Genomic DNA, 13,968 nt, shown 5'->3' with positions numbered 1-13,968 from the left:
GGTTCAGGCGGCGTCCGGCGCGGGCTTGGGCAACGAGAGCTTCGGGTCGCGCAGCTTGGGCTCGAGCGTCTTGCCCTTGCGTGCGCGCTTGCCGGCGTACGGCTCTTGCGCGCGGGTCGTCATGGTCTGCTCGACCGCCTTGCCGCCGCGCGGGCCGGTGCCCGAGAGCACGAAGCCCGCTGCACCGAAGGCCACTGCCTGAAGCAGCGCTTCGTTCTTCTCCAGTTCCATCAGGATCACGCCACGACCACCGCTGGCGAGCGTCTTCAACTCGCTGATCTGGAAGAGCAGCATGCGGCCGCCTTCGGACAGGCACGCCACGCCATAGGCGTCAGCCGGCACCGGCGCTGGCTTGTTGGGCTGGTCGCCCTCATCCAGCGTCAGGAACGCCTTGCCAGCCTTCTGGCGGCCGACCATGTCACCCACCTTGGCCAGGAAGCCGTTGCCGCCGCGCGTGGAAATCACCAGATTCTGTTCGGCATGGCCTGCGAACGTGTGGGCGATGTGCGTACCCGGCGCGAGTTCGATCAGCGTCGTCAGCGGCACGCCGTCGCCACGGCCGCCGGGCAGGTTCGCCACGGCCACGGAATAGACCCGGCCCGTGCCCTTGTCGTCGCGCGTGCCGAAGATCAACAGCGCATCGGTGGTCCGGCATTCAAACGTGTCGTAGAGCGTGTCGCCTGCCTTGAAGGTGAATTGCGTGGCGTCGTGGCCATGGCCCTGGCGCGTACGCACCCAGCCCTTCTGCGAAACGATCACCGTGACGGGTTCATCAACGACCTTCACTTCGGCTGCGGCGCGGCGCTCTTCCTGGATGAAGGTGCGGCGGTCGTCACCGTATTGCTTCGCGTCGGTCTCGATCTCCTTGATGATGCGACGGCGCATCATGGTCTCGGACTTCAGCAGCACGTCCAGCTCGCCCTGCTCTTCGCGCAGGTTCTTCAGCTCCTGCTCGATCTTGATCGCTTCCAGGCGAGCAAGCTGACGCAGGCGGATTTCCAGAATGTCTTCGGCCTGGCGATCGCTCAGGTTGAAGACCTGGATCAGCGCGGCCTTCGGGTCTTCGCTCTCACGGATGATGCGGATCACGTCTTCGATGCGCAGCAGAACCAACTGCCGCCCTTCGAGGATGTGGATACGGTCTTCCACCTTGCCCAGACGATGGCGCGTGCGACGCGTGACCGTGGCGAAGCGGTAGACGATCCACTCTCGCAGGATCTCTGCCAGGCCCTTCTGGCGCGGACGGCCATCCGTGCCGATCATCACCAGGTTGATGGCCGCACCCGACTCCAGCGATGTGTGGGCCAGCAATGCATTGGCAAATTCCTGCTGGTCGATGTTCTTGCTCTTGGGCTCGAACACGAGGCGCACCGGAGCGTCCTTGCCGGATTCGTCGCGCACGGCATCAAGCAGGCCCAGCATGGTCTGCTTCATGGTGAGCTGATCCGGCGACAGCGACTTCTTGCCCGTGCGCACCTTCGGGTTCGTCAGCTCTTCAATCTCTTCCAGCACCTTCTGCGACGAGGTGTTCGGCGGCAATTCGTTCACCACGAGCTGCCACTGGCCGCGCGCGAGTTCTTCGATCTTCCAGCGCGCACGCACCTTCAGGCTGCCGCGACCGCTTTCATACACCTGCGCAATGTCGGCCGCCGACGAGATGATCTGCCCGCCGCCCGGAAAGTCCGGCCCCGGCATGTACTGCATCAGGTCGGTGCTGGTGAGCTTGTCGTCGCGGATGAGCGCCACGGTGGCGGCCGCCACTTCGCGCAGGTTGTGCGACGGGATCTCCGTGGCCATCCCGACCGCAATGCCCGATGCGCCGTTGAGCAGCACGAACGGCAAGCGCGCTGGCAGCAGCTTCGGCTCTTCCATCGAGCCGTCGTAGTTCGGGATGAAATCGACGGTGCCCTGGTCCAGCTCTTCGAGCAGCAGACGCGAAATGGGCGTGAGGCGCGCTTCGGTATAGCGCATCGCCGCCGCACCGTCGCCGTCGCGCGAGCCGAAGTTGCCCTGCCCGTCGATCAGCGGGTAACGCAGCGAGAAATCCTGCGCCAGGCGCACGAGTGCGTCGTAGGCGGATTGATCGCCATGCGGGTGGAATTTGCCCAGCACGTCGCCGACCACGCGCGCCGATTTGACAGGCTTGGCATCGGAGCGCAGGCCCATCTCGTGCATCGCGAACAGGATGCGGCGCTGCACCGGCTTCTGGCCATCGGCCACCTCGGGCAGTGCGCGGCCCTTGACCACGCTGATGGCGTAGTCGAGGTAAGCGCGCTCAGCATAGGCGCCAAGCGTGAGCGCTTCGGCCGGCTCGCTGGGGTCGAAGAGGATGTCTTGTTGTTCCATGGAGACTCAAGCGAAAGCGGCGCGCTTCAACGTTGCGGCGCCGCCAGGATCAATGTTGAGGTACGTTCGTGGCCACGCCGGTGGCCGGGTCCAATACGAGTTCGATGCGTGCGGGCCGGCCCGTGCGGCCCGGCTTGCGCGTGGCGATGACGCCGTTGGCGCTCACATTCATGAATCCGGGCACGGCGGCGACCGGGTTGTAGTAGCGATAGAACTGCAGCACCGTCTTCACGTAGTTCTGCGTCTCGGCGTAGGGCGGAATGTCGTTGCCGTGCTTCTGCACGGCGCCCTCGCCCGCGTTGTAGGCGGCCAGCACAAGCTCAAGGTTGCCTGAGAACATGCGCAGCAGATCGCTCAGGTAACGCACGCCGGTGGTGATGTTGGTCTTCGGGTCGGCCAGCTTCTGGGCGGCCGTGCGGCGGGCGTCGCCGGTCACGCCGTAGCGCGCGCCGGTGTCCGGAATCACCTGCATCAGCCCGATTGCACCCTTGGGCGACACGGCCTGCGGGTTGAAACCGGATTCGGCGGCAATAACGGCTTTCACCAACGCGGGGTCGATACCGTGCTTGCTCGCGGCCTGGCGGATCAGCGGTTCCACCGTCGGCACGTTCGGATGCTGCAACACCGCGCGCACCAGGCGCTGGCGCATGCCGGCAGCGTTGTCGAGTGCATCGCGCTTGCTGGCGTTGAGATAGGCGTCGGCGTCGGGCAGCTCGGTTGCCGGCAGGGCGATGGCGCTATCGTCCTTGGCCTTGTCGTCGCCCTTGCCCGCCACCGCCACGCCCTTCATGAACAGCACGTAGCGATCGTCTATCCGTTCGGCAGCGAAGTGCGCCAGACCGTTTTCATCGATGTAGCCGTAGACGTCCGCGCGCGCCGGCTGGCTGGCCAACAAGGCCAGCGCCGTCAATGCGAATGCGAAACGTACGAAAAGCTTCATCGTTGTCGGTTTGCGATCAGATATCGGCTTCGACTTCGTTGCCGCGCGCTTCCAGCCACGTGCGGCGCGCGCCGGCTTCGCCCTTGCCCATCAGCATGTTCATCATGTTGATGGTCTGGTCTTGGCCCAGTTCGCCCAGCGCCACGGGCAGCAGACGGCGCGTGTCGGGGTTCATGGTGGTTTCCCAGAGCTGCTCGGCGCTCATTTCGCCCAAGCCCTTGAAGCGGGAAATCTGCCAGGCGCCCTCTTTCACGCCATCCTTGCGCAGTTTGTCTTCAATGGCTTCCAACTCGCCGTCATCCAGCGCGTAGAGCTTTTGCGCGGGCTTCTTGCCACGCGCCGGGGCATCGACACGATACAGCGGCGGACGGGCCACGCATACGTTCCCGCGATCGATCAATTGCGGGAAGTGCTTGAAGAACAACGTGAGCAGCAGCACCTGGATGTGCGCCCCGTCCACGTCAGCATCGGACAGGATGCAGATCTTGCCGTAGCGCAGGCCGGAGAGGTCGACCGTATCGTTCGGCCCGTGCGGGTCCACGCCGATGGCGACCGCAATGTCATGCACCTCGTTATTGGCGAACAGGCGGTCGCGCTCGGTTTCCCAGGTGTTCAGCACCTTGCCGCGCAACGGCAGGATGGCCTGGAATTCCTTGTCGCGGCCCATCTTGGCCGAGCCGCCGGCGGAATCGCCTTCCACCAGGAAGAGTTCGTTGCGGGTGACGTCGTCGGATTCGCAGTCGGTCAGCTTGCCGGGCAGCACGGCCACACCGGAGCCCTTCTTCTTCTCGACCTTCTGCGCGGCACGTGTACGCGCCTGCGCCTGCTTGATGACGAGTTCGGCCAGCTTCTTGCCGTGCTCGACGTGCTGGTTCAGCCACAGTTCCAGCGCCGGGCGGCTGAAGGTGGACACCAGGCGCACCGCATCGCGGCTATTCAGGCGTTCCTTGATCTGACCCTGGAATTGCGGGTCGAGCACCTTGGCCGACAGCACGAACGAAGCGCGCGCAAACACGTCTTCGGACATCAGCTTGACGCCCTTGGGCAGGAGCGCGTGCATCTCGACAAAGCTCTTCACGGCCTGAAACAGGCCTTCGCGCAAACCGGATTCGTGCGTGCCGCCGGCGGGCGTCGGGATGAGGTTGACGTATGACTCACGCACCGGCGAGCCCTCTTCCGTCCAGGCCACCACCCACGATGCGCCTTCGCCGAAGGCAAAACCTTCTTCGCCGGGCTTGTCAGGGTCGGCAAAGTGTTCGCCTTCAAACAGCGGGATCACCGGCTCGGCACCGCTGCCCTGCGCAAGCGATTCGACCAGATAGCCGCGCAGGCCCTGGTCGTATTGCCATTCGAGCGTCTCGCCGGTTCTTTCCAGCGTGAGCGTGACCTTCACGCCCGGCAGCAGCACGGCCTTGCTGCGCAGCAAGCGCTGCAGCTCGGCCTGCGGGATGTTCTCGGAATCGAAATACTTGGCGTCCGGCCACGCACGCACGCGCGTGCCGCTCTTCTTCTCGCCGCGTTCGGCCTTGCGGGTGGTCAACGGTTCGATCACGTCGCCACCGGAGAATGCGAGCGTCGACACGTTGCCGTCACGCCAGACCGTCACTTCCAGCCGCGTCGACAGCGCGTTCGTGACCGACACCCCCACGCCGTGCAAGCCGCCGGAGAACGCGTATGCGCCGCCGCGGCCCTTGTCGAACTTGCCGCCAGCATGCAGGCGCGTGTAGACGATCTCGACCACCGGCACGCCCTCTTCGGGGTGGATGCCGACAGGGATGCCCCGCGCATCGTCTTCCACGCTCACGCTGCCGTCCTTGTGCAGCGTCACGGCAATCAGCTTGCCGTAGCCGCCCAACGCCTCGTCAGCGGAGTTGTCGATGACTTCCTGCACGATGTGCAGGGGATTGTCGGTGCGCGTGTACATGCCCGGCCGTTGCTTGACCGGTTCCAGGCCCTTGAGGACCTTGATCGACGATTCGCTGTATTGGGAGGTTTTGCTCATGGAAGGCGGAAAAACTGACCAGGCCTGGGTCTGTCCCCAAGCACCGGGAATGCAGCGCGCATTGTAAAGGAAGCCGTCCTCAACAATGCGGAGGGATCATCAGCGTTGGGATGCGACCCGAAACCCATATTCGGTCGACATCCCGCTGACATATTGCGTGGTTACTGCAGCGTCACACCGTGCCGGCGCGTTTGGCTTCGAGGGATTCCCAACGCTCCAGCGCCTCCAGCAACTCCAGTTCGATGGCTTCGTGGCGCTCGGCGAGCTTCTGCGCGCGCTCCGGGTCGCGGCCGTAGATCGTGCCGTCTTCCAGTTCGCCGCCGACCTGCTTCTGCTCCGCCTCCAGCGCCTCGATAGTGGCGGGCAGCGCGTCGAGTTCGCGCTGCTCTTTGTAGCTGAGCTTGACCGTGGCACGCTCGCGCGGCTTGGCCATCTCGGGCTTCTTCTCTTCGGCGGCCGGCTTGGCGGCTTGCGCCATCTGCGCCGAGCGTGCCGATTGCATCTGCCAATCCGAGAACCCGCCCACGTATTCGCGCCACCGGCCTTCGCCCTCCGCCGCAATCACCGAAGTGACGACGTTGTCGACGAACGCGCGGTCGTGCGAGACCAGGAATACGGTGCCACTGTATTCCTGCAGCAGTTCTTCCAGCAGTTCGAGCGTGTCGATGTCCAGATCGTTGGTCGGCTCGTCGAGCACCAGCACGTTGGCCGGACGGGCAAACAGGCGTGCCAGCAGCAGCCGGTTGCGCTCGCCGCCCGACAGCGAGGCCACCGGCGAGCGGGCACGCTCGGGCGGGAAGAGGAAGTCGCCCAGATAGCTCATCACGTGCTTGCGCTGACCGTTGACTTCAATCCAGTCGCTGCCCGGGCTGATAGTGTCGGCAAGCGAGCGGTTCAGGTCCAATTGCGCGCGCATCTGGTCGAAGTACGCCACCTGCAGGTTGGTGCCGTTGCGCACCGTGCCGGAATCCGGTGCCAGTTCGCCGAGGATCAGCTTCAGCAGCGTGGTCTTGCCGACACCGTTGGCGCCGAGAATCCCGACCTTGTCGCCGCGCATGATGGTGGCGGTGAAGTTGTCGACGACGGTCTTGTCGCCATAGCGCTTGGTCACGTCGATCAGCTCGGCGACAATCTTGCCGGAGCGATCGCCCTGCGAGACTTCCAGCTTGACGTTGCCCTGCACCTCGCGGCGCGCCTGGCGCTCCACACGCATCTGTTCCAGCCGCGCCACGCGGCCGACGCTGCGTGTGCGCCGCGCTTCCACACCCTTGCGGATCCACACTTCTTCCTGCGCGAGCAGCTTGTCGAAGCGGGCGTTTTCCAATGCTTCGGCGTCCAGCTCCTGCGCCTTGCGCGTCTGATACGCCGTGAAGTTGCCGGGGTACGATCGCAGCTTGCCGCGATCGAGTTCGATGATGCGTGTGGCCACGCGGTCGAGGAAGGCGCGATCGTGCGTGATGAACAACACGCTGCCGCGGAAGGCCAGCAGCAAGTCTTCGAGCCAGCGGATGGAGTTGTAGTCCAGGTGGTTGGTCGGCTCGTCCAACAGGAGGATGTCAGGCGCGCCCACCAGCGCCTGCGCAAGCGCCACACGCTTGGTCAGGCCGCCCGACAGCGAACCGATGCGCGCGCCGGGCAGCAGGCCCAGCTGGGCGATCGTCGTTTCCACGCGCGTGCGCAGTTGCCACGCGTCTGCCGCTTCCAACTGGGATTGCAGCGCCTGCAGCCTGTGCAGCGCGTCTTCATCGTGGGAGTCGCCCATCGACGTGATCAGCGCCTCGTATTCAGCCAGCAGGCCGGCAGCATGCGGCACGCCCATCGCCACGGCTTCGGCCACGGTCTGTTCGGGGTCGAATTCGGGCTCTTGCGGCACATACGCCGAGGTCACGCCGCTCTGGCGGGCGATCAGCCCGTCATCCGGCGAGGTCGTCCCCGCCACGATCTTGAGCAGCGACGACTTGCCGGTGCCGTTGCGGCCGATCAGGCCGACGCGCTCGCCGGCTTCCAGCGAGAAATCGGTGTGGTCGAGCAGCGCAACGTGGCCGAACGCCAGTTGCGCATCGGTAATGGAAAACAGGGCCATGCTGGAGAGAAAAAGGGTGCTGGCCGCGTACGGCCGGAAGGCGCGTATTGTAGTCGCCCCGCGCGTCGCCCATCGGCGACATTGCGCTTGCAGATGCCGGTGCTATAACGCTTGTGCCGCCGGACTCGCTTTTTCCGGCCGCGCCATCCATACCGTTACGAAAGGGGAATGACGATGCGCGGACTCTTCGGGCTGTTGATCATCTTGGTCGTGGCAGGCATTCCGGTGCGGCAGATCTTGCTGCGGACCGGCTTTTCACCGTGGTGGACCCTGCTTGTGCTGGTGCCGGTGGCGAACCTGGTGGCGCTGTGGATTTTCGCGTTCTCGAACTGGCCGCGGCAGTCGTCTCAGCCGGGCAACGTGCTTCCGAGTCAGAACTGACCTGGCCTCGAACGCGCAGGCGCCAAAGAAAACGGCCCGCTTTCGGCGGGCCGGAAGAGTCTCTCCTCGATGCCTTGCGAACAAGACATGGTCGGAGCATAGCGCCCCTTGTCCGTCTCGGGCAGTCGGGACAAACCCGGTAGGGAAAAACGCCTAACGCTAGGCCCGGTGCGGCTTCGCACCGCAGCAACGCATGCTGGGCCAGGTATGCACCGCGGGCGAGTCCGCTGCACCGGCTGGACGGCTGAGACGGTGCGTTGCGCACGCTGCATGTGCGTAACGCACCACTGCAAACCACGCGTCACGCATCGACTTTTAGAGGGCGAAATCCACTCTTGCAGCCTGCTTACAACACCAAAAAAGCACAGGCCTGCAGCTTGCTGCGGCGGGCCGTATCATGCGGCAGGCCCTCCGGCCACGAGCCGGGCATAACGATAAAGAGGGCCGCCGATTCTTTCCGGGGGATACAACCATGCCGTTCTTCACGCGCGCGCTGCCGGCTGCAGCGCTGCTCTTCGCTTCGCTGTCCAGTTTGCCGGGCCCTGTCCTGGCCTCCTCCACGCCGGTGCTCGACCGCATCCGCGACACCGGCACCGTCCGCGTCGCCTACCGCGAAAGCTCCGTGCCCTTCTCGTTCTACGACGCCGATAAAAAGCCCGTCGGCTATGCTGTCGATCTGTGCCTGCGCGTGGTCGACAAGCTGCGCACGGACCTCAAGCGGCCCGATCTGAAAGTGCAATATGTGCTGGTCACGCCCTCGACGCGGATGCCGGCCATCGCCGATGGCAAAGCCGACCTCGAATGCGGCTCGACCACCAACAACCGCGAACGCCGCGAGAAAGTGGCCTTCACGATTCCGCACTACATCGCGGGCATCCGCATGATCGTCAAGACGTCGTCGGGCATCCGCAGGTGGGATGACCTGCGCGGCAAGACCGTCGTCACCACCAAAGGCACCACCAGCGTGGCGGAGCTGCGCAAGATGAACGACGTGCGCGTGCTGAACATGAACTTCCTCGAAGCCAAGGACCACGCTGAATCCTTCGCGATGGTCGAAACCGGCAAGGCCGACGCTTTTGCAATGGACGACGTGCTGCTCTACGGCTTCCGCGCCAACACCAAGACCCCGGGCGACTACGCCGTCGTCGGTGACATGCTGACGGTCGAGCCCTACGCGATCATGCTGAGCAAGGACGACACCGAGTTCAAGCGCTTGGTTGATCGCGCGATGACCAACATCATCCTCGACTACGACGCCGAGAAGCTCTACAAGAAGTGGTTCCAGCAACCGATTCCGCCGCACAGCGCAAAGCTCGATATCCCGATGAGCTTCCTGCTGCGCGACTCGTTCAAGTACCCGAGCGACAAAGTCGCCGATTGAACAAAGCCGCACGCAGCATGAGCGCCGCCGTCACGCACGGCGGTGTTTTTGTTTGTGCATGACACAAACGGAAATAGGCTTTAAAGGAAGTGTTAGACGACCTGTTCTTCCAGGCCAACAAAGCGCACGAGCTGGCGTGAGCCGTCAGGGAACTGTTTGATGACGTGGCCGTCTGGCGTATCGGTGTGACGGAAATAGATCGGCCGATCAATCGACCCGGGCCGATGCTTGGGGAACAGGCTTTCCAGCGACGGCTCCACCGTCCACGGATCGTCCCGTTCTTCGGATGTCAGCATGTTGGTCGCCTAGGGGTTTCTGAAAGGGGGATGGTGAAGGATAACTTCCGTGAACAAACGTGGAAAGTTCGTAATACTTAAATCTGATTCTCCGACCGATCGTTCGTTCGCTTTAGCGTTTGCTTCATCACAAGAACGCCTGAACTGTGGGCGGCAACCCACAGAACACGTGGCGTCATCATCATTTCATATGTCGTCGGTACCGGGCGCCCGCGCGGCCCGCTGCTCCGGTGCCTCACTGGTCTTGGCCCTGCAAATTGCGTAGAATCGCGGCTCGCTCGGGCGGCCGTTTGCGTCACCCGGGGTCGGTCTCTCGCCGTAGCACAATGGATAGTGCACGCGCCTCCTAAGCGTGAGATACAGGTTCGATTCCTGTCGGCGGGACCAGCAGATACGACAAAGCCAGGCTGCACGCCTGGCTTTTTGTTCTCTTGCCCGCACAAAACAACGAGGCCCGCCACACGCGGGCGGGCCTATGGCTGCGGATGGCCCCGGGCCATCTAGGTCAGCACCGGCAGCGCTTCGAGCACGAGCAGCCCGATCAACACCCCAATGATCGTCAGAAGCACACGGATCCCTACTCGCGCACCTCGAATCACCAGTGGCGCAGACGCCAGTCCGATCACGCCCGCAACGCAAACGGCGAGCAACAGGTACAGGTTGGAGAAGGCCATCGGGAATTCCATCATCCGCCCCTTTCCGGCCGTCAGCGTGGCCGGTCCTTCGAGTATAGGCCGCGAGGCCAATCCGGCAAGCGGCGGCGGCGCGTACATCAGCGCCACCGGCAATTTTTTGCGCACTGCAAAAATTCATGCTATAGTCCGCGACTTGGCTGCTTACTGCCGTATTTTTCGGTCCGCGATTGGCCGATGTGCTGGTTCCAAACCGGCGCGCATCGTCCGAACCACCGCCCGTTGCAAGCATGCGCAGCCGATTGCCATTGTGCTTGGCATCGTCTCCGATCTCCCGCGTGGATTCACATCACGCCGAAGGGACCGCCGCCCCACCTCGCTGACCTGTTCAGCTTGAGGCCGGCCCACTCCCCCGCCTTGTCCGTTCTGCAGCCCGTCTGTCGAACCGGCCTTATCCGATTGGCGCCGACGCCCGTGATTAACCGGTCGCCGTATCCCATTTCCGTCGCCTGCATCCGTTGATGTAGCGACGCGGCAGCCTTACTACCTATTCGACATGACGCAGCCTCAAGACGGCAGCGGCGCCATTGCGCACGCTGAAACCATCAACACCAATACCGAAAACCTCATCGCCGAAACCGCGACCCGTGCAAGCGCCTTTGCTGCACTGGGCCTGGACGACCGCATCGTCCGCGCGCTTGGCGAAGTGAACTACACCACGCCCACGCCGGTGCAGGCGCAAGCCATTCCGGCCTGCCTGTCCGGCCGCGACCTGCTGGTCACGAGCCAGACTGGTTCGGGCAAGACCGCCGCTTTCATCCTGCCGGCCATCCAGCGCATCAGCGAACAGCCTGAGCCGCAGCGTCCGCGCATGGACGGCCCGCCGCAACGCATGAAAGGCCGCCGCCCACGCCCGGCACCGGCCAAGCCGTCGCTGCTGGTGCTCACGCCCACGCGTGAACTGGCCCTGCAAGTGACCACCGCCACCGCACAATACGGCCGCCATCTGCGCCGTATCGTCTGCGCGAGCATCCTGGGCGGGATGCCCTACCCGAAGCAGCTCGACATGCTGGCCCGCATGCCGGACATCATCATCGCCACGCCGGGCCGCCTGCTCGACCACATCGACTCGGGCCGCATCGACCTGTCGGCACTCGACATGCTCGTCTTTGACGAAGCCGACCGCATGCTGGACATGGGCTTCTCGGATGACATCGAAGCCATCGTCGGCGCTACGCCGGCGACGCGTCAGATGCTGATGTTCTCGGCCACCATGGACCGCCGCATCGAGCAACTGGCCGAGCGCATGATGCGCGAGCCGCAGCGCATCGAAATCGCCGCCGCCAAGGTCGACCAAAGCAACATCGAAGAGCGCCTGCACTTCACCGACGACATGTCGCACAAGCAGCAACTGCTGGATCACCTGCTGCGCGATGCATCGCTCAAGCAAGCCATCGTCTTCACGGCGACCAAGCGTGATGCCGATTCGCTGGCCGAACGCCTGACCGAGCACGGCTTCTCCGCCGGCGCCTTGCATGGCGACATGCACCAGGGCGCGCGCAACCGCACGCTGACGGCGCTGCGCCGCGGCCAGTTGCGCGTGCTGGTGGCCACCGACGTGGCAGCGCGCGGCATCGACGTGCCGGACATCACGCACGTGGTCAACTTCGACCTGCCCAAGCAAGCTGAAGACTATGTGCATCGCATCGGCCGTACGGGCCGCGCGGGCCGCAGCGGCATCGCCATCAACCTGGTGAACCACAACGACACGTTCCAATGGCGCCGTATCGAGCGCTTCGTTGATCGCCGCATCGATGCATCGGTGGTTGAGGGCCTGGAGCCGAAGCGCTCGGCCAAGCCCCGCACAGGTGGCCCGCGTGCCGGCGGCGACCGTGGCGGCTACCGCGGAAACGGTGGCAATGGCGGCGGTTATCGCGGCCAGCGTGAAGGCTACGGCGCACGCCAAGGCGGCAACGGTGGCAATAGCGGCAACAACGAAGGCCGCTTCCAACGCAGCTTCGCCGGCGACCGCGACGGCTTTGCTCCGCGCCGCGACGACCGCAACGGCAACAGCAATAGCAACAGCGGCGGCTACCAAGGCGCCCAACGCGAATGGAACCGCGACGACCGCGCCCCGCGTCCGTCGTATGGCCAAGGCCAGCAAAACCGTGGCGACTGGCAACAACGCCCCGCGCGCACGCAAGGCACGCAAGACGGCAACCGTGGCTACGGCAACAGCGCCGGCACCGGCAACGGTGGCGGTTATGGCAATCGCGATGGCAACCGCGAAGGCGCTGCCCCGCGTCGCTTCGGCGACAACAACGGCGGCAACCGCTTCGGCGACGCTGGCAACGGCGCGCAGCGTCGCAGCTATGGCAATCGCGACGGCAACCGCGACAGCTACGGCAGCAAGGGCCGTTCGCGCGACTTCGATCGTTGATCGATGAAGGGCCATTTCCTCCGGATGGCCTTAGCGGCAGCCTACAAAAAACCCCACGTCTAACAGCGTGGGGTTTTTTGTTTGGGCGGCAACCTTGATGAATTGCGTTCGACTTGCCAGTCCTGTCTACAAGCTTCCGTCAAAGCGCACAGGTTCGGAAGCCGACAAAGATGTCGTCGCGCTCCGGCAGCAGGAAGCCCCGGAAACGCGGATGACGCGCGCGCTGTGGAGTATGAGCGGCAGCACCGCGCACCGTCTGCATCGTTTGGAAGTGCGGCGCCGACAGGCTCGCCGCACGACCACGCGGCACGCCGGGCACGAAATCCGGATACGGCTCGAACGGCGATGACGTCCACTCCCACACCTGCCCCCAATGGAAGCCTGCGCGGCCTTGCACCGCGGCCATCTCCCATTCGTCTTCCGTCGGTAAGCGACGGCCGGCCCAGCGGCACCACGCCTGGGCTTCGTACAGGCTCACATGGCGCACGGGTTCGTCACGGTTGATCGTACGCGCCTGACCGTAGCGCAGTGCCTGCCAGCTGCGCGTGGTGGGATCGCGCTGCCAACCGAGCGGCGCCGAGCGCTCCTGCATCATCAGCCACTCCATGCCGGCCGGCGACCACCATTGCGGATGGTCGTAACCACGGTCCTCGATGAACTCCAGGTATTGGCCATTCGTGACGGGCTGTGCATCAATCTCGAACGCCGGCACGTATGTGCGATACGGCGGACATTCGTTGTCGAAGAAGAACCCATCGGCGTCGGGCCAGCCCATTTGGAAGCGGCCACCGGGCAACGACAATGTCTGCGCAGCCGGTACAGCCACGGCGGCCAGCGGCGGTTGCCCAGCGGGTTGCAGGCCCAATACCTGCAGCAGGCCGTGCAGATGTTCGGCGCGCAGGTCTTCGTGAAAGACCGCCCAGCGGAACGGCTCCAACGCCGCATCGTCATCGGTGCCAAGTGTGGCGAGCTTACGGAGCACACGGTCGAGCACGTCATGCGCGTACTGCTTGATCGTCGCGATGCCGGGCAGCGTCAGCTCCCAGCATGCCTCTGGTGGCATCCGGTCCATGTCGAAGAACGTGTCGGCGCCGTCGAGCGCGGCCGGCAGCGTGGCTTGCCAGCGCGCCAGTTCCCATTCGGTGCCGGCGCCGTCTTCGACGGTGTCGCTGCCGTTGCGGCGGGGCTCGCGCAGGCACCAGAACTCGGCAAACCAGGCCAGCTGGCCCAGCGTCCAAAGCGGCGGGGCGTGATGCTCGACGCGTTCAATCTGCCAGCCGCGCTGCGTGTCGCCAAACGCGGACAACAAGGCCAGCGTGCGATTGCGCGCGTCGACCAGGCTGTGCGCGATGCCCTGGCGCGGCAAGCGCCGGCCGTCGGTCCAGTCGGGAAGCGATCCGATGAAGGTCGGATCGGGGAGCATGAAGAATTCAGCCATCGCGGCACACCTCGGGCGGGAATCGATCC

General features: G+C 64.5%; 10 protein-coding genes, 1 tRNA gene and 2 pseudogenes. 4 read left to right on the top strand and 9 right to left on the bottom strand.

The window, feature by feature from the left end; translation table 11 throughout:
- Window positions 1-3: 3 nt before the first annotated feature.
- From parC to ACUXH0_RS10320, 6 genes and pseudogenes are all read right to left on the bottom strand, one after another.
- Window positions 4-2,346 carry a DNA topoisomerase IV subunit A gene (parC, locus tag ACUXH0_RS10345; protein WP_012435171.1) on the bottom strand — a complete coding sequence of 781 codons (2,343 nt, stop codon included), beginning with the start codon at window positions 2,344-2,346 and terminating at the stop codon, window positions 4-6.
- A gap of 49 nt (window positions 2,347-2,395) precedes the next feature.
- Window positions 2,396-3,286, bottom strand: coding sequence for a lytic transglycosylase domain-containing protein (locus ACUXH0_RS10340; protein ID WP_012435170.1), 891 nt, complete (start codon window positions 3,284-3,286; stop codon window positions 2,396-2,398).
- Between the two features lie 16 nt (window positions 3,287-3,302).
- Complete coding sequence (locus ACUXH0_RS10335; RefSeq protein WP_012435169.1) at window positions 3,303-5,288, bottom strand: DNA topoisomerase IV subunit B; 1,986 nt, start codon at window positions 5,286-5,288, stop codon at window positions 3,303-3,305.
- Window positions 5,289-5,460: 172 nt separating this feature from the next.
- Window positions 5,461-5,721, bottom strand: a complete 261-nt coding sequence (locus ACUXH0_RS10330; protein ID WP_404944695.1) for a hypothetical protein — start codon at window positions 5,719-5,721, stop codon at window positions 5,461-5,463.
- 303 nt (window positions 5,722-6,024) lie between these two features.
- A pseudogene (locus ACUXH0_RS10325) lies at window positions 6,025-6,336 on the bottom strand (ATP-binding cassette domain-containing protein); the annotation flags it as partial.
- A gap of 201 nt (window positions 6,337-6,537) precedes the next feature.
- Window positions 6,538-7,371: pseudogene (locus ACUXH0_RS10320) on the bottom strand (ABC-F family ATP-binding cassette domain-containing protein); the annotation flags it as partial.
- Between the two features lie 174 nt (window positions 7,372-7,545).
- Here ACUXH0_RS10320 and ACUXH0_RS10315 point away from each other — a divergent pair.
- Together ACUXH0_RS10315 and ACUXH0_RS10310 are read left to right on the top strand one after the other, a co-directional pair.
- Window positions 7,546-7,752 (top strand): hypothetical protein, encoded by a 207-nt coding sequence (locus ACUXH0_RS10315; protein ID WP_012435167.1) that lies wholly within the window; start codon window positions 7,546-7,548, stop codon window positions 7,750-7,752.
- Window positions 7,753-8,224: 472 nt separating this feature from the next.
- Window positions 8,225-9,133, top strand: a complete 909-nt coding sequence (locus tag ACUXH0_RS10310; protein ID WP_004629099.1) for an amino acid ABC transporter substrate-binding protein — start codon at window positions 8,225-8,227, stop codon at window positions 9,131-9,133.
- A 92-nt stretch (window positions 9,134-9,225) separates the two neighbouring features.
- On the opposite strand, the gene ACUXH0_RS10305 is transcribed toward ACUXH0_RS10310, so the two are convergent.
- Window positions 9,226-9,429 carry a hypothetical protein gene (locus ACUXH0_RS10305; RefSeq protein WP_182594252.1) on the bottom strand — a complete coding sequence of 68 codons (204 nt, stop codon included), beginning with the start codon at window positions 9,427-9,429 and terminating at the stop codon, window positions 9,226-9,228.
- A gap of 312 nt (window positions 9,430-9,741) precedes the next feature.
- Between ACUXH0_RS10305 and ACUXH0_RS10300 the strand changes: the two genes are divergently transcribed.
- Window positions 9,742-9,816, top strand: a tRNA-Arg gene (locus ACUXH0_RS10300).
- 113 nt (window positions 9,817-9,929) lie between these two features.
- Here the strand turns inward: ACUXH0_RS10300 and ACUXH0_RS10295 are convergent.
- Complete coding sequence (locus tag ACUXH0_RS10295) at window positions 9,930-10,118, bottom strand: hypothetical protein (protein ID WP_012435166.1); 189 nt, start codon at window positions 10,116-10,118, stop codon at window positions 9,930-9,932.
- Between the two features lie 499 nt (window positions 10,119-10,617).
- On the opposite strand from ACUXH0_RS10295, the gene ACUXH0_RS10290 reads away from it, so the two are divergent.
- Window positions 10,618-12,501, top strand: a complete 1,884-nt coding sequence (locus ACUXH0_RS10290; protein WP_009238611.1) for a DEAD/DEAH box helicase — start codon at window positions 10,618-10,620, stop codon at window positions 12,499-12,501.
- Window positions 12,502-12,640: 139 nt separating this feature from the next.
- Here the strand turns inward: ACUXH0_RS10290 and ACUXH0_RS10285 are convergent, their stop codons facing one another.
- The gene (locus ACUXH0_RS10285; RefSeq protein WP_004629107.1) at window positions 12,641-13,939 is read right to left on the bottom strand and encodes an ergothioneine biosynthesis protein EgtB; all 1,299 of its coding nucleotides are present in this window, start codon (window positions 13,937-13,939) and stop codon (window positions 12,641-12,643) included.
- Window positions 13,940-13,968: the final 29 nt, after the last annotated feature.

Source organism: Ralstonia sp. 110700041-2 (assembly GCF_056280165.1).
The sequence above is the reverse complement of the archived record's forward strand: the minus strand, read 5'-3'. Positions and strand labels throughout refer to the sequence as shown.

Bases quoted from the DNA above. Each gene is read 5' to 3' on its own strand.
- parC (WP_012435171.1), bottom strand. From the start codon at position 2,346: ATGGAACAACAAGACATCCTCTTCGACCCCAGCGAGCCGGCCGAAGCG.
- ACUXH0_RS10340 (WP_012435170.1), bottom strand. From the start codon at position 3,286: ATGAAGCTTTTCGTACGTTTCGCATTCGCATTGACGGCGCTGGCCTTG.
- ACUXH0_RS10335 (WP_012435169.1), bottom strand. From the start codon at position 5,288: ATGAGCAAAACCTCCCAATACAGCGAATCGTCGATCAAGGTCCTCAAG.
- ACUXH0_RS10330 (WP_404944695.1), bottom strand. From the start codon at position 5,721: ATGGCCAAGCCGCGCGAGCGTGCCACGGTCAAGCTCAGCTACAAAGAG.
- ACUXH0_RS10315 (WP_012435167.1), top strand. From the start codon at position 7,546: ATGCGCGGACTCTTCGGGCTGTTGATCATCTTGGTCGTGGCAGGCATT.
- ACUXH0_RS10310 (WP_004629099.1), top strand. From the start codon at position 8,225: ATGCCGTTCTTCACGCGCGCGCTGCCGGCTGCAGCGCTGCTCTTCGCT.
- ACUXH0_RS10305 (WP_182594252.1), bottom strand. From the start codon at position 9,429: ATGCTGACATCCGAAGAACGGGACGATCCGTGGACGGTGGAGCCGTCG.
- ACUXH0_RS10295 (WP_012435166.1), bottom strand. From the start codon at position 10,118: ATGATGGAATTCCCGATGGCCTTCTCCAACCTGTACCTGTTGCTCGCC.
- ACUXH0_RS10290 (WP_009238611.1), top strand. From the start codon at position 10,618: ATGACGCAGCCTCAAGACGGCAGCGGCGCCATTGCGCACGCTGAAACC.
- ACUXH0_RS10285 (WP_004629107.1), bottom strand. From the start codon at position 13,939: ATGGCTGAATTCTTCATGCTCCCCGATCCGACCTTCATCGGATCGCTT.